Origin of the sequence: Aliiglaciecola sp., assembly GCF_039982535.1 — a bacterium.
Lineage (GTDB): Bacteria > Pseudomonadota > Gammaproteobacteria > Enterobacterales > Alteromonadaceae > Aliiglaciecola.
This window is the reverse complement of sequence record NZ_JBDWYG010000082.1, coordinates 72,349-93,071: the sequence shown is the minus strand read 5'-3', so window position 1 is coordinate 93,071 and position 20,723 is coordinate 72,349. Positions and strand designations below refer to the sequence as shown.

The following is a 20,723-nucleotide window of genomic DNA, read 5'->3' as shown; positions in this document are numbered from 1 at the left end:
CGCACCCCCCCCCAAAATTGTAGGTAGGGGATTTATCCCCTACGCTTTTTGATGTTCCATGGCCTAAAGGCCAGGCTACAGGTTTGATTTATGCCCAGCGCATTTAAAGGTATTTCAAGGCCTGTAGGTAGGGGATTTATCCCCTACGCTTTTTTAAATTCCATGGCCTAAAGGCCAGGCTACAGGTTTGATTTATGCCCTTTGCATTTAAAGGTATTTCATGGCCTGTAGGTAGGGGATTTATCCCCTACGCTTTTTTATATCCCATGGCCTAAAGGCCAGGCTACAGGTTTGATTAATGCCCTTTGCATTTAAATGTATTTCATGGCGTGTAGGTGGGGGATTTATCCCCTACGCTTTTTTATATCCCATGGCCTAAAGGCCATGCTACAGGTTTGATTTATCCCCTACGCTTTTTGATGTTCCATGGCCTAAAGGCCAGGCTACAGGTTAGATTTTTCGCCATGTGGTGCCGTTGGCGCCGTCTTCTAACACAACGCCCATTGCGGTTAATGCATCACGAGCCTTGTCGGCTGCCGCCCAATCTTTTTCGGCTCTTGCATCATTTCGGGCTTTAATTAAGCCTTCAATAACGGACGCTTCATCACCTTGGGCTGCCCCGCCTTGCAAATAATCCGTAGGATCCATTTGTAAGAAGCCTAAGATATCCCCTAGTTTTAGCAATACCCCCGCCAAATATGATTTTTCTTGGCCACTGCTTTTATTGATATCTTTAACCAAATCAAACATCACTGCGAAAGCTTCAGGGGTATTAAAGTCATCATCCATTGCGGCTTCAAAGCGCTGTAAATAATCACCCTGGTGAATATCGGCTTGCAGATTAGGCTGACTATCTCGCAAAGCAGTATACAGGCGCTCTAAGGCAGATTTAGCCTGCTTAATGTTGTCTTCCGAATAACTTAACTGACTACGATAGTGGGCAGACATTAAGAAATAACGCAAAGTTTCAGCATCGTAATCTTTTAATACATCACGCAAAGTGAAAAAGTTGCCGAGGGATTTTGACATTTTTTCCGAGTCAACTTGTACCATGCCCGCATGCATCCAGTAATTCACATAAGGTGTATCAAAGGCACAGCAGGATTGCGCGATTTCGTTTTCATGATGAGGGAAGATCAAATCAGAACCACCACCGTGAATATCAAAGTGTTTACCTAAATGTTTACTGTTCATGGCTGAACATTCTATATGCCATCCAGGACGACCTGGGCCCCAAGGAGACTCCCAAGAGGGCTCACCTGGCTTCACGGTTTTCCAAAGCACAAAATCTAAAGGATCGGCTTTATCCGCAGATACTTCTACTCGCTCACCGGCATTTAGCTGATCTAAATCTTGTCGGCTCAACTTGCCATATTGCTCATATGTACTGACATCAAACAATACATCACCGCTAGCGGCTTGGTATGCATGGCCTTTTTCGATCAATCTTTCAATTACATCGATAATTTCAGGCATGTGTGTAGTGACACGAGGCTCAACATCAGGCTCTAGCAAGTTAATCGCAGCAAAATCTTCATGCATTAATGCAATGGTGCGCTGTGTCAATTGAGCGGGCGTTTCGCCATTTTGATTGGCTCTTTGGATGATTTTGTCATCTACGTCGGTGATATTACGTACATAATTCACCTCATAACCTTTGTGGCGCAAGTATCGCACCATAAGGTCAAAACTTAGATAAGTACGAGCATGTCCCATATGGCAAACGTCATATACGGTAATACCACAGACATACAACCCCACTTTTCCAGCCACCAACGGCTTAAAAGTCTCTTTTTGTCGAGTGAGGGTGTTATATATTTGCTGCATTATATGAGTTCCAATTGGTTACTTTAATTTAGTTGCGGGATTCTAGCACTGACTCAAGACGACATAAACCAGCGTGTTAGCAAAAATTCACACAAATTATTAATCCAATATGACAGCAATAGCTGAAATATTTTAATGATTGCGATACACTTGTTGGCTTGAACAATTTTAAAATCATTACTTTATCCACAGGAACCCTTGATGGTAAAACTACATACAAACTATGGCGTAATCGTACTTAACCTTTTTGAAGACAAAGCACCTAAGACGGTTGAAAACTTTTTAAGCTATGTAAAAGATGGATTTTACGACAACACTATCTTTCATCGTGTCATAGATGGATTTATGATCCAAGGCGGTGGATTTGAACCTGGAATGGATCAAAAAACTCCAAACGAAGCCATTCAAAACGAAGCCAACAATGGCGTTGCCAATAATACTGGCACTATTGCAATGGCAAGAACCAATGATCCTCACTCAGCAACCGCTCAGTTCTTTATTAACCTTAAAGACAATAGCTTCCTTAACTTCCGCAGTGAATCTATGGACGGTTGGGGATATTGTGCGTTTGGTGAAGTAGTAGAAGGCATGGATATCGTTAACAAAATTAAAGGTGTGAAGACCTCACGTCACGGCATGCACGATGATGTGCCGGTAGAAGACGTCGTTATTCAAAAAGCTGAAATAACGGAGTAAAAAATAAAGGCTGATTTTTATCAGCCTTTTTTGATCGTCTTATGCAGCCATATACTTATTTTATTTCCGATTTACACCTCAGTGCTCAACGTCCAGACATTACCCAGTGTTTGGCGACATTTTTAGCTGGACAGGCTAAAGGCGCAGATGCACTTTATGTGTTGGGCGATTTGTTTGAATATTGGATTGGTGATGACGATCGGAACGAATTTAATGAACATGTAGCCAGTTTATTCAAACAATTAGCTGATAGCGGTATCCCTATCTTTTTTATTCATGGAAATCGTGACTTCTTAATTCGAGAAAAATTTGCCAATCGCGCTGGCATGACCATTTTGCCACCGCAGCATGTTATCGACCTCTATGGCACCCCCACTCTACTGATGCACGGTGACGAACTCTGTACATTAGATCTTGCCTATCAAAAGTTTCGCAAAAAAGCCCGAGGTTGGTGGTGGCCAAGAATGGTTTTATCCCTGCCATTATGGGTACGCAGAAAAATCGCTGAAAAAGGACGCAAAACCAGCCAAAAAAATCAGCAAAAGTTGAGTATGGAAATTATGGATGTCACCTCATCAGAGGTCGTTAACTACATGCAAAAGTTCAACGTTCAACAATTGATTCATGGCCACACCCACCGCCCAGCAATCCATCAGCTTGTGGCAAATGATAAGCCCGCTCTTCGTATCGTTTTAGGCGATTGGTACGATCAAGGAAGTATGCTCAAAATTACGTCTAAATCCATTGATTTGTTAAGCCAAAATTTAGAAAAATAGACAAAAATGTAGTCAGCTACTCACTATTTTTTGTTTTTTTAATTTAATTGTCTCCTATTATTAGTCATCAAACGTCATAGTGTTATGGAGGGCAATTAATTGTCATCCTGTTAAACCTCATTATTTAAAAAAGGAAACGTTATGAATGATTATATGCTGATTTATCGTGGTGGAGACAAAGATTGGATGACTAACACTAGTCCTGAAGATATGGCAGAAGCTATGGAACAGTGGGGACAATGGATGGCAAATCTCGAAGAAAGAAAACAACTCGTCTCAGGCGGCTCACCGTTAATTTATGAGGGAAAACGCTTAACTGGAGACGGCGTCGTCACAGATGTGTCTTTGGCCGAAATAAAAGAATTGGTAACTGGCTATAGTATTGTCAGAACCAAAAATATAGATGAAGCAATCGAAATAGCCAAAGAATGCCCCATTTTTCTACATCCAGACATCACCGTGGAAATTAGAGAAGTTGCTCAAATAGAATAAAGATTTACAACTAAGAATGGGCCATTAGCTGCAAAGCTAAACTATAATTTATACGCCTAATTAGTAAACTCCTGGCCTAATTACCTTGAATATTCAAACCTAAGGAGATTGGGCCGGAGTGTTTCATCAAGGCAGCATCAATCTAGTTTGACTGAGGTAACGAGTAAACGCTGTATTTGTGTTCGCATAATCTTGTGCTCATGTTTATCACCGCCCTTTTCTGTCGCTTGGTCAGCTAACCGCCACGCTTGCTTTTCATTTCCTTGCATCGCATTAAGGTGGGCTAATGTGGCCAAAGGTAAATGAGAATGTTTGAAAACCGGATCCTCACACAGTTGTCCCACCAACTTAATGGCTAGGTCTAACTCGCCACTATACCCTTGGGCAACTGCTAGGTTTAACTGAGTGACTGGTGAAGCTGTTAATTCAAATAAACATTGATATAAATGATAAATATGCGACCAAGGCGTTTGGCTAAAGGAATTTGCTAAACAATGCTGCTGAGCTATTTGTGCTTCAATATAAAATCGGCCCGTTCCCAAAACGGTTATTTTACTGGCCAAGTCGAGTAACGCAGAGCCTTTAAATATTAAGCTTTTATTCCAATTAGAACGATCTTGAAGGTCAATTGGTATTGGCTGTCCATGTTGATCATTTTTGCTCTCTAACCTGGCCATTTGAAAATGCATCAATGCTAAAAGGGCGAATGTATCCTGATTAGCAACGCTTTTTTCATCAATCAGTAAGTCGACTAAGCCCATTGCATCTCGACAAAAAATTCCCTTTTCCAATATCTCCTTTGCACTTGCATGAAAACCTTCATTAAATAAGAGATAGAGGGCTGTATGCACATTATTTAAGGCATGCGGGAGTTCATTTTCATTGGGCAGCGTAAATTGATAATCGTGCAGTTTTTTTCGTGATCGTAAAAGTCGTTTTTTGAGTGTAGCCTCAGGTATAAAAAGCGCATTAGAGATGGCTGAAATAGACAATCCACACAAGTGTTTTAGCATAAATGGCAGTCGATTTTCAGAGCTTAGATGTTGATGGCAACACATAAACAGCATACGTAGCTGATCATCTTTGATGCGATGCTCTGTAAACTCTGAATCTAAGGTTGAATTCGTCGTCCACTCACTTTCTAAAAACAAGGTAAGATCTTGCGCATAATTAAGTTGTGTTCGAGACTGCCGAATAAAATCCAAGGCTTGGTTTTTAGCAGTTTGCATTAACCAAGCTTGTGGGTTCGACGGTATTCCATTGGTTTTCCAATGTAATAACGCTTTAAAAAAGGCTTCTTGTAAAACATCTTCGGCTAAATCAAAGTTGTGAACACCAAATATTCTCACCAATACAGCGAGTAAACGAGGGCTTTGTGTGCGTTGAAGTTCACTGACTAACTGTTCGCAGGTTGTCATGTTTCATTAACGTTACCTTGATCATGGCTAAAGTGTACGCAAAATCGACATAAAATGTAATTTGAGAATGTATCCCAACATATTCCAGCTTAAAGCATGCCCGTAACTGGGGGGATTTATCCCCTGCGTTTTTTGATTTCATCCGATATTTCCATGGCCTAAAGGCCATGCTACAAGGGTTGGATTATCCTTTGTTTCCATGGCCAAGTTTGACCATCGTGTAGGTGGGGGATTTATCCCCTGCGCTTTTTGGTTTCATCCGATAATTCCATGGCCTAAAGGCCATGCTACAGGGGTTGGGTTATCCTTTGTTTCCATGGCCAAGTTTGACCATCCTGTAGCTGGGGGATTTATCCCCTTCGCTTGTTGATGCCGCTTGGTATTTTCATGGCCTAAAGGCCATGCTACGAGGGGTTGGGTTATCCTTTGTTTCTATGGCCAATTTTGACCATCATGTAGATGGGGGATTTATCCCCTGCGTTTTTTGATGCCGCTCGGCATTTTCATGGCCTAAAGGCCAGGCTACGAGGGTTGGATTATCTTCTGTTTCCATGGCCAAGTTTGACCATCATGTAGGTGGGGGATTTATCCCCTGCGCTTTTTGATGCCGCTCGGGATTTTCATGGCCTAAAGGCCAGGCTACAGGGGTTGGGTTATCCCCAGTTTCCATGACCAAGTTTGACCATCCTGTGGTGGGGGATTTATCCCCTTCGCTTGTTGATGCCGCTTGGTATTTTCATGGCCTAAAGGCCAGGCTACAGGGGTGGGTTATCCCCTGTTTCCATAGCCAAATTTGACCATCATGTAGGCGGTGGATTTATCCCCTGCGTTTTTTGATTTCATCCGATATTTCCATGGCCTAAAGGCCATGCTACGAGGGTTGGGTAATCTTCTGGTTTCATGGCCTGAGGGCCAGGCTACAGGTTGGTTTTGTGCGCTTTGCTCCTAAATAATGTGTCATTTGTCTGACAACTATGTAATTTAGGCCGGTTTATAGGTAGAGTGTGGCGGTTAATTTTAATTAATTTGCTTTATCAATTTCAGAATCCACCTAATAATCAATGGGCTCTGAATTAAGCATTTCATTTAGCTTTGTATTTTGATGTCGACATCATAAAGCGAAAAATTGAGGACATATGAAAAAAACACTTATAGCGGTAAGTATAGCTAGCGTATTCGTTCTGAGCGCATGTAATAAAGCGACAGAAACAAGCAGCAACAATGAACAAGTTACAGCAACAACACAAACAAAAAAAGCTGAGTTAGGTAACTTCGGTATAGAACTAGATGCACGAGATGAATCAGTAAAACCCGGTGACGATTTCTTCCGTTACGCTGGCGGGACTTGGTACGATAATTTTGTTATTCCCAGCGACAAAGTGCGATATGGCGCGTTTACAAGACTAGCTGAGCGCAGCGAAAAACAAATTAAAACCATTATCGAAGAAATCGCCAATAACGCTGATGGCAAAGAACTAACACCTGAAGAACAGTTAATTGCTAACTTTTATCAATCCTATATGGACACTGAAACGGCAAATGCGAAAGGTATTTCTGCTATTTCACCGGTTCTAGAAAGTATCAACAATATTTCAGATGTAACTGAGCTTACTGCCATGTTTGGTCGTGCTTGGTTAGATGGTTCTGCTAGTCCAATCTATGGTGGAATGTGGTTTAACCGTTTGAACCCAGATCAATACCAATTGTCTGTAGGTGTTGGCGGATTAGGCTTGCCTGACCGTTCATATTATTTAGAAGATACTGAACGTTTCGTGAAAATACGTGAAGCCTACGTGGCCCACATTGAAGAAATGTTGAATTTTGCCAAGGTTGAGAATGCAGCAGAAAAAGCGAAAAATATCTTAGCCTTAGAAACACAAATAGCAGAAGTGCAATGGCCACGTGAAAAACGTCGTGACCGAGATCTGACTCTAAACCAAATTCAGCGTGAGCAACTAGCCACCGATTACCCAGGGTTTGATTGGAACACCTATTTTGCTGAAACAGGTTATAAGGTTCCGCATTTAAATATGTCACAACCAGAACCGATTAAAGACGTCATCAAGCTGGTTAACAATGAGCCGTTGTCAATTTGGAAAGATTATATGACTTATCATACGATCACTAATCAAGCTGACTTTTTGTCTGACGAAGTATTCAATGCAAACTTTGAATTTTATGGTAAGACACTTAACGGACAACAAGAACCCCGTCCTCGCTGGAAACGTGCAATAGCGCAAATGTCAGGCACACAATCCCTTGGGTTCGCCATCGGTAAAAGTTATGTTGAGAAGCATTTCCCTGCAAGTTCAAAAGCGCAAATGGCTGAACTCGTTGAGAACCTCAGAACAGCGTTAGGCGAACGTATTGATAGCTTGGAGTGGATGGGAAATGAAACTAAGAAAAATGCTCACGCTAAGTTAGCTTCTTTTCGTCCTAAAATCGGTTATCCAGATGAATGGCAAAGTTTTGATGGATTAGAAATTAAAGGCGATGATCTACTTGGAAACGTTCTCAGAATTCGTAAATTCTTTAGAGATGATAGCGTCGCTAAAGAGCTTGAAAAGACCGACCGCGAACGCTGGGGTATGTCTCCGCAACGCGTAAACGCCTATTACAATAGTTCATTTAATGAAATTGTGTTCCCTGCTGCCATTTTACAACCGCCGTTTTTCGATCCGAATGCAGATCCCGCGGTTAATTATGGCGGTATCGGTGCGGTTATTGGCCATGAAATGGGCCATGGCTTTGACGATCAAGGGGCTAAGTCTGATGAAAATGGGATTCAGCGTAACTGGTGGACAGATGAAGATAAAGCGGCGTTTCAAGCGCGTACAGATGCCCTAGTAGCTCAATACGATGGTTATGAGCCGATAAAAGACAGCCACGTTAATGGCCAGCTTACATTAGGTGAAAATATTGGTGATGTTGGTGGTTTAGCCATGGCGTACCATGCGTATAAACTAAGCCTAAATGGTAAAGAAGCACCTGTGATTGATGGTGTAACCGGTGATCAACGATTCTTTTTAGCTTGGGCTCAAGTTTGGCGTGAGAAACGCACCGAAGAAAGTCTGATGACCCAGCTGAAATCTGATCCCCATGCACCAGCTCGTTATAGAACGGTTGCGCCACGCAACCATGATGCTTGGTACAAAGCCTTTAACGTTCAACCTGGTGATGCGCTTTATTTAGCACCAGAAGAACGGGTACGTATCTGGTAGTAAACTGATAGACAGCAAGCCCTAGTTTAGGTGCTTGCTGTTTTTTCCCTTAACTTGCTTAACAACCTAAGTTTTACAAACCTAGTCCTATCCAAATGTTAAGCCTAGCGATGCTAGTACTTTCGCTTTGGTATTAATATCATTTGAAGCTTGTTTCACAAAGTTAACCTGCTCTAAATTTTCTTGGGAAATGTTACTTACACTTAAAATACTGTCACTAACATCCTGGGATACAAGTCTCTGCTCTTCTGCCGCAGTTGATATTTGAAATGCCAAACCCGAAATCTCGGATATCTGCTGATAAACACCTTCGATAAGCTCTCTAGATTGTCTAGTATCAGCAACGCATTCAATCGCCGCATCTTTACCTTCATTCATGGATTTTGCCCACTGTAGCAAGGTTGACTGAATTTCGTTTATCGAGCTTTGAATTTGCTCTGTGGCAGAATGAGTTCGGCTCGACAGTGCTCGAACTTCATCGGCCACAACAGCGAAGCCTCGTCCATGCTCACCTGCCCTTGCAGCTTCTATTGCCGCATTTAACGCCAGCAAATTAGTTTGATCAGCGATGCCCTGTATTTCACTCATAACATTACCGATACTTTTCGCTTCTTCAGCCAATTGTTCAGAAGCGTTGGCTGAACTTTCTACATCTTCCGCCAAGTTAGATACTTTTTGCATAGTTTCAGTCATGGCTTTAGTGGCGTTTTCACAACCGTGGTTGGCACTTTCAATTTTTTGCGAGGTCAAATTAATATTATTTGCAACTTCACTAATGGACACCCCCATTTGTTCAATTGCTGCGGAGACTTGATGAACCTCTGCGGTTTCTTTTTCTACGCCATCTGTAGCCCTTTCCGCAGCAGATTTAAGCTCTACAACCACATTATAGAGGGATGATGAACTGTCTATTACTCGGCCAATAATCGTTCGAATTGCCCCCTGATGCATTTTTGCTGGAAAATCTGCAACGCTAACAATGCCAGTACCAGAAAAAACAAATCGAGAAACACTGTCATAATCTTGTTGGGACTTTTTAAGGTAACCAGGTAAATTTAACATTTCATTTTTGAAGACTAGGTAAGGTAATGCTAATAACAATACCGCGAAGTAAGGCATAAACATGGTTAAACCTAAAATAACTCCCCCTAATATCAAAAACAAAGCATGTTTAAATCCCCAATTTAACGCCCACTTGCTTTCTGCCTTTTCACCTTTGTTTAATTTGGCGTATAAAGCTTCAGCGCGTTTTCGATATTCAGGTTGCAAAAATCGACGAACGGATTGGAAGCCCTTTAAGTCGCCGTTTTCATAGACTGGAGTAACATAGGCATCAACCCAATAGAAGCGCCCATCTTGGCAACGATTTTTCACGGCTCCACGCCAAGGTTGTTTGGCTTTTAATTTAGTCCACATATCAGCAAATGCAGCTTTTGGCATTTCAGGGTGACGCACAATATTGTGATTTTTACCGACTAACTCTTCCCTAGTAAACCCTGCGACCTCACAGAATTTGTCATTTGAATAAGTAACCACACCTCGAAGGTCTGTAACGGAGACTAATTCTTCATCTACTCCAAAAGTAACCTCTTGGTCGACAATATTTTGGTTACGTTTACCCATTAATCCTTCTCCATTTAATCCATGACCGGCAACACTTTAAGGTGTTGAAATACATAACATTTATAATTATAAAATAGTTTTACTCATAGCTCACTGTATTTGCAAATTTATTTTACCGATACAACCGTAAATACTCTCTTTAGCGTTATCGGCTAAAGTGACAAAATTTATAACACTAATAGTAGACGGTTTAGCTCAAAAAAAAAGACAAGCCGTTGCTTGTCTTTTTATTATTAAGTTTGAAGGTAATTAAAAATTAACTCTCACGTATCAAATAATCAAAGGCAGATAGAGAGGCTTTTGACCCTTCGCCCATTGCGATGACAATTTGTTTATACGGTACAGTAGTAACATCGCCCGCTGCAAAAATACCAGGTTCAGAGGTGGCACACTTATGATCGATAACCACTTCACCAAATTTGCTCAGTTCAATCACATCTTTTAGGAATGCACTATTAGGCACTAAACCAATTTGTACGAACACGCCAGCTAGTGCTTGTTGTTTTATTTCACCCGTCACTCTATCTTCATATTCAAGGGCAACAACTTTGCCATTTTCAGACAATATCTGTTTGGTAGCGACGTTTTTGATAATCGTAATTTTACTATTAGCTTCGGCTTTTTCCACCAACACTTTGTCGGCTTTTAACTCTGGCAAAAACTCAAATACAGTGACGTGGTCTACCATACCGGCTAAATCTATTGCCGCTTCAATACCGGAATTACCGCCACCAACAACCGCAACATCTTTGCCTTTAAAGAAAGGTCCGTCACAGTGTGGGCAATAAGCTACGCCGGAACCAACGTTTTCTTTCTCACCTGGTACACCTAGCTCGCGCCATTTTGCCCCAGTTGCGACAATAACCGTTTTAGTTTCGACAATTTCACCACTAGATAAATGGATCTTTTTGGTTTTACCTTTATCGATTTTATCAACACGTAAGAACTCTTTAATGTTGACCTCATAATCATTTAAGTGGGCGAGCAAATTGCCGGTTAGCTCTGTCCCTGTTGTTTTAGGAACAGAAATTAAATTTTCGATTCCTACAGTATCTTTAACCTGACCACCAATTCGATCGGCAATCATAGTCACATTCAAACCTTTACGGGCAGAATAAATCGCGGCTGCAACGCCTGCTGGGCCACCACCGATAACAGTCACATCTTGAAGTGGTAAGGCTTCGTTATCATCGCCACCGACAATATAAGGGTAACGTTGGATTAATTTGTCGACCAACTGTGCAGTATCAATTTTACCATTGGCAAACAACTCGCCATTTAAGTAAACACTAGGAACACCTTGAATGTTGCGCTGCTCAATCAATTCTGGAAACAAGCCGCCATCTAGCATTTCTGTGCTTATAGTGTCATTCAATAATGCAAATTGATTTAACGATTGCACAACATCCGGACAGTTGTGGCAACTTAACGAAATAAAGACTTCAAAATGTAAATCGTCTTTAACTTTCTGTACCATGCTTTGCAAGGTTTTATCGAGTTTAAGATCCGTTCCTGAAGATTGTAAAATGGCTAATATAAGTGAGTTAAACTCATGCCCACTGGGAATGCCTGAGAACGAAATCCCGTTTGCTTTGTCATCAACTTCCAATTTGAAAGTAAGAGGGCTGCGAAGGTTGTCATCACGCTCAATTAGCGTCAGATTATCTGAAACTGAGCACAATGATGTTAAAAATTGGACTAATTCTTGACGTTTTTCATGCTCACCAGTTTGTAGAACTAGTGCCACGCTGTTAGTCATATTTTTTGTATAAGATTTTAGAGCATTTAAAATATCGTTATTTAACATAGTGTTACCTTTTTACTGCAAATAAACTGGTGAAAAAAATGGCGGGTGGAAGTCTGTACCTCCTTTAACCCGCCAGTTTTAGTGGATTAATCTAAATTTAGATTTTACCTACTAGGTCCAAGCTAGGAGTTAGGGTTTCTTGACCTTGTTCCCATGCTGCAGGACATACTTCACCGTCGTTTTCACGTACGTATTGAGCTGCTTTAACGTTACGAACCATATCTTTTGCGTTACGGCCGATGCCGCCAGCGTGAATGTGTGCTACTTGGATAACGCCATCAGGGTCAACCAAGAATGTGCCACGATGTGCCATGTGATCTTCTTCGATCATCACATCAAATCCGCGAGTGATTGTGCCAGTTTGGTCACCAATCATTGGGAAGTTGATTTTACCAATAGCGTCTGAAGAATCGTGCCATGCTTTGTGAGAGAAATGCGTGTCAGTTGATACTGCATATACTTCTACACCAAGACCTTGAAGCTCTTCGTAATGTGAAGCCATATCTTCAAGTTCAGTAGGACATACGAAAGTAAAGTCAGCAGGATAGAACAAGAAGATGCCCCACTTTCCTTTAACACTTTCAGACGTTACTTCAACGAACTCGCCGTTATGAAATGCTTGAGCTGTAAATTCTGGGATAGTTTTTCCGATCTGAGCCATGTTTGTATTCCTCTTTAATAAAAATTTGCTTTAAATTGTTTTGTTTGAAAAGCGTGTTTGCTTTCGACGGGGAGAATAATAGTTCGAATCAACGTGCAGTTAAATTTAATTAAATCTATACTTATCTTCTATTTTTTAGAACTATAAAAATGCCTGGTTTTGTGGCTTCCACTGATACAATCAATCTCAATCGAATTTACTTGTACTAATGTTCAATTTTTTGGAATAACACTTATGGTTTCTTTAAAACAATTAAAATACGCACTGGCCATTGAAAAAACCCGCCACTTCAAAAAAGCAGCTGAAGCCTGCAACGTTTCCCAATCAGCATTAAGCACCGCAATAAATGAATTGGAAAAGCAAGTTGGATTGCAAATTTTTGAAAGGAATAACAAGCAAGTCTTAATCACCGCTGATGGCGAGATTATTTTAGCCAAGGCAAAACGCATTAAAATTGAGATGGATGAGTTAATGCAACTTGCGCAAACAAATAAAGCGCCATTATCACGACCTATGACCTTAGGGGTCATTCCAACCATTGGTCCATATATGTTGCCTAAAGTCTTGCCAGAGGTTCGTCAACAATACCCGGATTTCAAATTGCAAATAGTAGAAGAACAGTCTCATGTGTTAGTGGACTTAGTACGTAACGGTGATATAGATGCGGCAGTGCTCGCACTCCCCTACCCGGTAGAGGGATTGATGACTTTCCCGTTTTGGGAAGAAGACTTTTTTTGGGTAAGTCATAAAGACGAAAGCCCCAGTCAAATGAAAGAAATCACCAGTGAAGAGATGGAAATTGAAAAGCTAATGCTGTTGAAAGACGGACATTGTTTAAAAGATCATGCGCTAGTGGCCTGTAGCTTACAAAACAAAAAACAGCAGTCTGACTTTGATTCTGCCAGCTTGCATACCATAGTGCAGATGGTGGCAGGAAAGCTAGGCACCACCTTAGTGCCACAAATGGCATTAGATCAGCTTATTCATCACCAATCAGAATTACGCGCGATTCACTTAAATGAACCAGGCCCGCATCGCACTATCGCGCTGATAATAAGGCCTAATTATGTAAGAACTTCGGAGCTGACGATTTTAAAAGATATATTTCACGAGCAGTTAGAGGAAAAGTGTGGTTCTAATTAATCGAATGAGTTTATTGATTTATTCAATTTTAAATATTTATCAGAGTAGGCCATGATACCCCCTCAATTAACACAAGGTGAATAACATGCAAACTCTAATCAAAAACGTTAAGTCTATATTCAATGCAAAAGCAGTAAACAACCAGACAACTGATTGTAATTACACAAATAACTACTATGGTGATCAACTTTGTGGTGCAAAATCCAATGCCGCAAAATCGATTAATTAATCGCTGTTTACGCGCCCACCAAAACACCACTATGAAAGCGGAATTCACTATCATCAGATAGAATTAATTCCGCTTCTTTTTGTTTAAACCACTCCACTCTTTGTTCAATAGGTATTTATCTAAACTGCTAACACATTGAAACCATTCGGCAACCTTCTGTAAAAGTTATTGGCTGCAATTTTTACTACCTTAAAAGATGCCTGTCCATGTATTTTTTTCCATGTATTTTTGAGGAAAACATCAGCCTTTTAAAGAATTTAAGAAGCCTATAATAACGAGGCTAAAAACTTAGTAAACGGCACAATGTCTTGCCCAACACTCGCCGATTCCAATGCTTTCATGTATTCATCTCGTCGCTCGACGGGTACGACTGTCCAAGGGTAACCGCCTGAGGCCATCATTAAGTTCATAATAAACCGGCCCATTCTGCCGTTGCCATCAAAATAAGGGTGGATGTAGACGAAAATGAAGTGCCCCAGTACCACTCTGACTGCTGCACTTTCCTCTTCTGCGAGCAAGTCGAAGAGTGTAGGCATCATATCGCGAACCGCTTCTCGACTAGGGGGTGTGTGCATACTCTGGCGAATATAGACAGGCCCTGAACGGTAACCGGCCAAGTCCGATTGTTTAATAATACCGGCGGCCACACTTGAGCCAAATAAGGCGAGATACCAATCGCTGTGCGTCTGTTCCAATAAGTCGCCAGGATTCTTACCTTCTAATACTGCTAACACTGCCTTTTTAACTTCCTGAAACGCATCCCAATAGCCTTTAGTGGCCATGGCATCTAAATGCTTTTGGCTCTCATCAGAACCATCAGCTTGCCAGTTGCCAGAGCGAACCAGTTCAATCAATTCACGAGTCACCCGATAGCCTTCAATGGACAATGAGTGGTAGGCGTCTGTGACGTATTTATCTTCCACTTCGGCCATGTAGGTTGCGATGTCGATAGTTTGGCTTGAGGCTGATGGAAAGTGCGCTATAACATTTTCACGCATTTGCGCCCACATTAACCGTATGCGATTAACATAGGGCGAGACATCACGACGACCAAAGCTCACCTGCACTTTCTCTGCGAAAGGATCTTCTTCCTGCACTTTCAAATCCGCCGCTTGCATACCCTTTAAGATGTTGTCAGCAATCAGATCCCGGCCAATGTTTCTAAAAGCGCCAACTAATCGGCCGGCAATCACACTGTGATTACCGGCGAGTAAAACGGACAATACGTCAGATGCATCTGTCACCATCGATAAGGCAGTACGCATTTGGATGGGCGCATTTTGAAACTGATTCGCCGAAGAATAAACAAGCGCTGCCGCTAAGCTGTATACATTGAGCCCGTCCAGGTTTTCAATGTATTCTGCGGCGGGCATGTTCAACCTGACATCAAAAATCGAGGTGTTGTGCAGAAAGGCGGTGGGTTTATTATTGCCTTTGGGCGAGCGCACGAGCAATTGCTGAGGCACGGTTCTATCGCCGATATGCAAACTAAGTGATTGCTCAGGTGAGAGACACCAGGATTTGTCGAATCGTTCTGACAAGTAGGCGGCACAGAAGTCCCAAAAAGAGGTGTACCAAGATGTACTGTCGCCTGGCTTTTCATCTGGCATCGCTGGTATATACCAGCCCCGGATAACTTCGCGAATAAACCCATGCTTCAATAGCCGCTCTCGATGTACTCTGCTGAGTTGCTTTGACTGGATGGCAACCCCCCCTGACTCTTGAAGCTGTTGTAATTGTTCAAGCGAATCTGCTAGTTTTCGTGATATGTCATTCATGTTCGCTCCAACTATAACTCGTAATACTAACCAGTTATCAATCCTCACCTCTCGGTTTTAGCGTTATATCATTTATAGGTTTTAATGTCATTCTCTTTGTAGGTTTTATTGCATCAAAATTTATAGGCTTTAATGCTTTTAGGAGAAGGGAGTAATGAAGATATCTTTCCGTATCACCTCGCCAACAACAGTGCATATGTTATCTACTGCATGCAAAATCACGCTTTGATTGGACCAACACTCTGAATCTAACGGACCAAACCTCACCAATTAGTGGTACCGCCACCTTTTGCCTTCGCGCTATCGCATGCCCATTACACTTGTAATATTGTCAATTTAAAACTAAAGAACTCTGCCGAACGATAGATCTTTGAGTGATTTATCTAAATTAACTACGACGTCTTTATTTAATAATGAACTCGATAAACCACTTTAAAGATGGATGTCCATGATAATTTGAACAACCAGACAACTGATTGTAATTACACAAATAACTACTATGGTGATCAACTTTGTGGTGCAAAATCCAATGCCGCAAAATCGATTAACTAATCGTTGTTTACGCGCCCACCAAAACACCACTATGAAAGCGGAATTCACTATCATCAGATAGAATTAATTCCGCTTCTTTTTGTTTAAACCACTCCACCCTTTGTTCAATGCCTTGTAGTGAAATTTTATCCGCTAAGCTCAGATAATCTTGAAAGTGCCGAGCTTCAGAGCGCAATAAAGAGATGTAAAAGGTCTCTAGTTCTGCATCTAAAAATGGCGCTAACTTAGCAAAACGTTCACAACTTCTAGCCTCAATGAATGCGCCACAAATTAGGGTATCTGTTAGCTTGGCAGGCTCATGGGTACGGACACCTTTCATCATGCCACGGGCATACCGAGAAGCCGTTAAATTGCTATATTCAATACCACGGCTTTGCATAATGTCCCACACCTGCTGAAAATGGTGCAGTTCTTCTTTGATCAACATAACCATTTTATTTATCAGTTCATCACCGTGGGCAAAGTTGGATTTGCTGATCAATTTTTTTGACAGGTTAACGTGGTCTTTAAAGTTTCCATCACCCACTTTGCGATAAACAAAGTCTTCGAATGGCTTTAACCAAGCCAACAACGCGTCTCCACTTTCTTTATCCACCGCATAACGACGCAACAACAACATTGCAGTTTGCGCAGCTTTAAGCTCACAATTCGCATGATCCACTAATAATATCGGCAGGTTTTCAGGCTTGATGGCCTCGTCTATCCATGATTGAGGGGTTTGGCATTGGAGAAACCTAGTAATAGGGTCTAGTAATTTTATAACATTCAAAATGGTACTCACTTAAAATCCATCAATTAACAAATTTAAACCCGATTTAATGTCTAAACGATAAGGCTGAAAATCTTTTGGGCGTGTTTTTTAATTTGCTTTCTAGAGATGGTAACAATCTGCCCTGTAGCAAATACGTCGTAATTATGCGCATTTTAACTGCGCAAACAAGAAGTAATTACAGTGGTTACATATAAACGATTTATTGAAGTCTTTGCACACTTAACCTTTCAGCTCACAATTCCTATGCTCTACTAATTATATTGACAGATTTTCAGCCTTGATGGCTTCATCTGTCCACCGTTGGGGAGTGTCATATCTAAAAATTTTTGATGGGGATCAACAACGCTAGAAAAAGAATAAAGCTGCAACAAGTAAATTGGTATAGGTCACTCAGAGCAGCATTTTTACTGTAATTGCTCCGCTAAATAATCCACCAGCAGCCTAATTTTTGGCGACAAATGGCGATTTTGAGGGTAGATAGCCCAAATCCCCTCGTCTGGCTCTCGATAATTATCCAATAAAGTGATCAATTTTCCACTTTGTATGTGTTCTTGAACATAATAATCGGGTAATTGCACTATGCCTAAACCTTTCAGCGCGGCATCAACCAGTCCGAAACCACTGTTGTAACGTGTTTTCCCCGTCACTCGCATGTTCTTTTCTTTATCAGATTGTTTAAAACGCCAATAGTCCAAGGTTCCTAACAAACAATTGTGTTGATTCAATTCTGACAAAGAATGAGGAATGCCATTTCTGTCTAGGTAGGATGACGATGCGCAAACATAATTGGTTCGTGTTCCTAGCTTTTTTGCCATCATTGAAGAATCACTTAACTTCCCTAATCGAATTGCTAAATCGTAACCACCTTCAAGCAAATCTACATTTTGATTAGTTAAAAATGCCCTTACTTCAATATAACTGTACTGGGCCATAAAGTTATTTACCAAAGGCAAAATCTGTTGTTCACCATAAGTGACCGGTGCCGTCAGTTTTATCTTACCTTGAGGTTTCGATTGCAAGTTAGTTATGGCGCGCTCGGCGGCTTCTAAACCATCCATTAGACTGCGGCAGTGCTGGTAAAAAACGCGACCTTCTTCAGTTAAGGATACTTTGCGTGTTGTGCGATAAAACAGTTTTATATTAAGTCGCTTTTCCAGCGCACTTATTTGGCGGCTTACTTGAGCAGTTGAAATAGTCATTTTTTTAGAGGCCTGAGTAAAACTTTCGTTCTCGGCGACATAAACAAACTCAACAATACCTTCCCACTGCATAATTATTACCATATCGTAAAAGTGATTTAACAAATACGCATATTATCATCTTTTTGGAAACAACTATAATGCTTTCATTACATTCCCATGCAGTGAAATATCCTGATGCAGAATGTCGTTAACATAGGTTTGTAACACCTTCCAAAAGCACAAATTACAAGTAATTCAGGGTGTTTTGCGGTGTTATCAATGATCAAGGTAAACGACGCTGCAAAACTGTATTGCGAATAGACTAGTAGCAACTTCAAAGTGAGAAAAAATATGACAGATAGATTTATTAAATCAAAAGCCGCCATTGCTTGGGCTGCCAATCAACCTTTGTCCATTGAAGAAGTAGATGTAATGCTACCTCGCAAAGGTGAAGTGCTTATCAAAATTATCGCCTCAGGCGTCTGTCATACGGATGCATTTACCTTATCTGGAGATGATCCCGAAGGCATTTTCCCCGCTATTTTAGGTCATGAGGGCGGTGGTATTGTTGAACAAGTCGGTGAAGGTGTTACTAGTGTAGAGGTGGGCGACCATGTAATACCACTTTACACTCCAGAGTGTGGTGAATGTAAATTCTGCCTTTCGGGAAAAACTAACCTGTGCCAAAAGATCCGTGAAACCCAAGGTAAAGGTTTGATGCCCGATGGCACCACTCGCTTTTACAAAGATGGCAAACCTATTTTCCATTACATGGGTTGCTCTACATTTTCTGAATACACAGTATTACCCGAAATATCCCTAGCCAAGGTCAATAAATCCGCACCACTAGATGAAGTTTGCTTATTGGGTTGTGGAGTAACAACAGGCATGGGTGCAGTCATGAATACAGCTAAAGTTGAAGAAGGCGCAAGCGTTGCCATCTTTGGTCTTGGCGGTATTGGTTTATCTGCGGTGATTGGCGCTACTATGGCAAAAGCAAGTCGTATTATTGCCATTGATATCAACGAAAGTAAATTTGAACTCGCGAAAAAACTAGGTGCAACAGAGTGTATTAACCCCAAAGACTACGATAAACCCATTCAAGATATCATTGTCGAGCTAACCGATGGTGGTGTCGATTATTCATTTGAATGTGTTGGTAATGTGGATCTAATGCGCTCTGCGTTAGAGTGTTGCCACAAAGGTTGGGGGGAGTCTGTGGTCATTGGTGTAGCGGGTGCTGGACAAGAGATCTCAACTCGTCCGTTCCAACTGGTAACCGGCCGAGTATGGCGAGGTTCAGCTTTTGGTGGCGTTAAAGGGCGCACTGAATTACCTGATTATGTAGAACGCTACTTAGCCGGTGAATTTAAATTAAGCGACTTTATCACTCACACTATGCCACTAGAAGACGTAAATGATGCATTCGACTTAATGCATTCGGGAAAAAGCATTCGAACCGTCATTCATTTCGACAAATAAGAATGCACGTAATCCCCTACCCACGTAGCTTCTGGACAAACATAAGGTATAGCAATGAGCATTGAAAATTTAAGTACCAACAAAAGTTTTGGTGGTTGGCACAAACAATATAGCCACCAGTCAGTTACCCTAAATTGCAGTATGCGATTTGCTATCTATTTACCACCTCAGGTACTAACGGGGCAAAAAGTACCTGTATTGTATTGGCTATCTGGACTCACCTGCAGCGATGAAAATTTCATGCAAAAAGCCGGGGCCCAGCGTATCGCTGCCGAATTAGGTATCGCAATTGTCGCACCAGATACCAGCCCTCGTGGAAAAAATGTAGCCGATGATAAAGGTTACGATTTAGGCCAAGGGGCAGGTTTTTACGTTAATGCAACACAAGCGCCGTGGGATAGCCATTATCAGATGTATGATTATGTGGTTAATGAACTCCCCAAGCTGATTGAAGATACCTTTCCAGTGTCAGAAAAACGCGCCATTAGCGGTCATTCAATGGGTGGTCATGGCGCGCTATGCATCGCCATGTTAAACCCAACCCGCTATAGTTCAGTTTCTGCATTTAGTCCTATTTGCAATCCGATAAAAACGCCTTGGGGAGAAAAAGCCTTTACCGCTTATTTGGGCAAAGATAAAACTCTATGGCAAAATTATGATGCCAGTGAGTTAATGAGAAAAGCTATCCAACTGGTTCCCGCAAAAGTAGATCAAGGTGGTGCTGATGATTTTTTGCTTGAGCAGTTAAAGCCTGAAATGCTAACAAGTGCAGCTAAGGTGAGTAACTATCCTCTTGATTTACAAATCCACGAGGGGTACGACCATAGCTACTATTTTATTGCGAGCTTCATAGAAACCCATCTGCGTTTTCACCATAGCTATTTTAATAAGTAGTAACTCCAACCAAGCTACTTTTTGTAGTGGGTAGCCAAAATACTACTTGGCACACGCCAGAATAATCCAAGTTTTTATATTCTGGCAACCCAACTTAGGGTTGCCAGTTACTCTGTCATACCCTTCGTTGCGTACGTAGTTGATTGAGCGCATATAAAAAAGGCAGCTAGC

General features: G+C 41.4%; 16 protein-coding genes. 7 read left to right on the top strand and 9 right to left on the bottom strand.

The genetic code is table 11. The features are described from left to right. Positions 1-450 precede the first annotated feature (450 nt). Positions 451-1,827 (bottom strand): cysteine--tRNA ligase, encoded by a 1,377-nt coding sequence (cysS, locus tag ABJV04_RS21325; protein ID WP_348493813.1) that lies wholly within the window; start codon positions 1,825-1,827, stop codon positions 451-453. A 201-nt stretch (positions 1,828-2,028) separates the two neighbouring features. Between cysS and ABJV04_RS21320 the strand changes: the two genes are divergently transcribed. The 3 genes from ABJV04_RS21320 to ABJV04_RS21310 all read left to right on the top strand — a co-directional run bounded on the left by ABJV04_RS21320 (position 2,029) and on the right by ABJV04_RS21310 (position 3,791). After that, entirely contained in the window at positions 2,029-2,523 is a 495-nt protein-coding gene (locus ABJV04_RS21320; protein WP_348493812.1) for a peptidylprolyl isomerase, read from the top strand. Positions 2,524-2,564: 41 nt separating this feature from the next. Next, entirely contained in the window at positions 2,565-3,299 is a 735-nt protein-coding gene (lpxH, locus tag ABJV04_RS21315) for a UDP-2,3-diacylglucosamine diphosphatase (protein ID WP_348493811.1), read from the top strand. Between the two features lie 141 nt (positions 3,300-3,440). Next, a complete protein-coding gene (locus ABJV04_RS21310; RefSeq protein ID WP_348493809.1) occupies positions 3,441-3,791 on the top strand; it encodes a YciI family protein in 351 nt (116 codons plus the stop codon). Positions 3,792-3,928: 137 nt separating this feature from the next. On the opposite strand, the gene ABJV04_RS21305 is transcribed toward ABJV04_RS21310, so the two are convergent. Further along, positions 3,929-5,209, bottom strand: coding sequence for a sigma-70 family RNA polymerase sigma factor (locus ABJV04_RS21305; protein ID WP_348493807.1), 1,281 nt, complete (start codon positions 5,207-5,209; stop codon positions 3,929-3,931). Next, the gene (locus ABJV04_RS21300) at positions 5,181-5,351 is read right to left on the bottom strand and encodes a hypothetical protein (RefSeq protein WP_348493805.1); all 171 of its coding nucleotides are present in this window, start codon (positions 5,349-5,351) and stop codon (positions 5,181-5,183) included. The genes ABJV04_RS21305 and ABJV04_RS21300 overlap by 29 nt, the downstream gene beginning before the upstream one ends. Positions 5,352-6,345: 994 nt before the next feature. Here ABJV04_RS21300 and ABJV04_RS21295 point away from each other — a divergent pair. Further along, complete coding sequence (locus tag ABJV04_RS21295) at positions 6,346-8,430, top strand: M13 family metallopeptidase (protein WP_348493804.1); 2,085 nt, start codon at positions 6,346-6,348, stop codon at positions 8,428-8,430. A gap of 87 nt (positions 8,431-8,517) precedes the next feature. On the opposite strand, the gene ABJV04_RS21290 is transcribed toward ABJV04_RS21295, so the two are convergent. The 3 genes from ABJV04_RS21290 to ahpC all read right to left on the bottom strand — a co-directional run bounded on the left by ABJV04_RS21290 (position 8,518) and on the right by ahpC (position 12,521). After that, a complete protein-coding gene (locus ABJV04_RS21290) occupies positions 8,518-10,053 on the bottom strand; it encodes a methyl-accepting chemotaxis protein (RefSeq protein WP_348493802.1) in 1,536 nt (511 codons plus the stop codon). 256 nt (positions 10,054-10,309) lie between these two features. Beyond that, positions 10,310-11,860, bottom strand: coding sequence for an alkyl hydroperoxide reductase subunit F (ahpF, locus tag ABJV04_RS21285; RefSeq protein WP_348493800.1), 1,551 nt, complete (start codon positions 11,858-11,860; stop codon positions 10,310-10,312). Between the two features lie 97 nt (positions 11,861-11,957). Next, positions 11,958-12,521, bottom strand: coding sequence for an alkyl hydroperoxide reductase subunit C (ahpC, locus tag ABJV04_RS21280; RefSeq protein ID WP_348493798.1), 564 nt, complete (start codon positions 12,519-12,521; stop codon positions 11,958-11,960). 234 nt (positions 12,522-12,755) lie between these two features. On the opposite strand from ahpC, the gene ABJV04_RS21275 reads away from it, so the two are divergent. Beyond that, the gene (locus tag ABJV04_RS21275) at positions 12,756-13,664 is read left to right on the top strand and encodes a hydrogen peroxide-inducible genes activator (protein WP_348493796.1); all 909 of its coding nucleotides are present in this window, start codon (positions 12,756-12,758) and stop codon (positions 13,662-13,664) included. A gap of 495 nt (positions 13,665-14,159) precedes the next feature. Here the strand turns inward: ABJV04_RS21275 and ABJV04_RS21270 are convergent, their stop codons facing one another. The 3 genes from ABJV04_RS21270 to ABJV04_RS21260 all read right to left on the bottom strand — a co-directional run bounded on the left by ABJV04_RS21270 (position 14,160) and on the right by ABJV04_RS21260 (position 18,266). Continuing rightward, positions 14,160-15,671, bottom strand: coding sequence for a Fic family protein (locus tag ABJV04_RS21270; RefSeq protein WP_348493794.1), 1,512 nt, complete (start codon positions 15,669-15,671; stop codon positions 14,160-14,162). Positions 15,672-16,230: 559 nt separating this feature from the next. After that, positions 16,231-16,992: a tRNA isopentenyl-2-thiomethyl-A-37 hydroxylase MiaE gene (gene miaE, locus ABJV04_RS21265; protein WP_348493820.1), complete on the bottom strand. Its 762-nt coding sequence runs from the start codon at positions 16,990-16,992 to the stop codon at positions 16,231-16,233. Between the two features lie 407 nt (positions 16,993-17,399). Next, positions 17,400-18,266, bottom strand: a complete 867-nt coding sequence (locus tag ABJV04_RS21260) for a LysR family transcriptional regulator (RefSeq protein WP_348493792.1) — start codon at positions 18,264-18,266, stop codon at positions 17,400-17,402. A gap of 261 nt (positions 18,267-18,527) precedes the next feature. Here ABJV04_RS21260 and ABJV04_RS21255 point away from each other — a divergent pair, with 261 nt between their 5' ends. Together ABJV04_RS21255 and fghA are read left to right on the top strand one after the other, a co-directional pair. Then, positions 18,528-19,658, top strand: coding sequence for an S-(hydroxymethyl)glutathione dehydrogenase/class III alcohol dehydrogenase (locus ABJV04_RS21255; protein WP_348493790.1), 1,131 nt, complete (start codon positions 18,528-18,530; stop codon positions 19,656-19,658). Between the two features lie 54 nt (positions 19,659-19,712). After that, positions 19,713-20,552: an S-formylglutathione hydrolase gene (gene fghA, locus ABJV04_RS21250; RefSeq protein ID WP_348493789.1), complete on the top strand. Its 840-nt coding sequence runs from the start codon at positions 19,713-19,715 to the stop codon at positions 20,550-20,552. Positions 20,553-20,723: the final 171 nt, after the last annotated feature.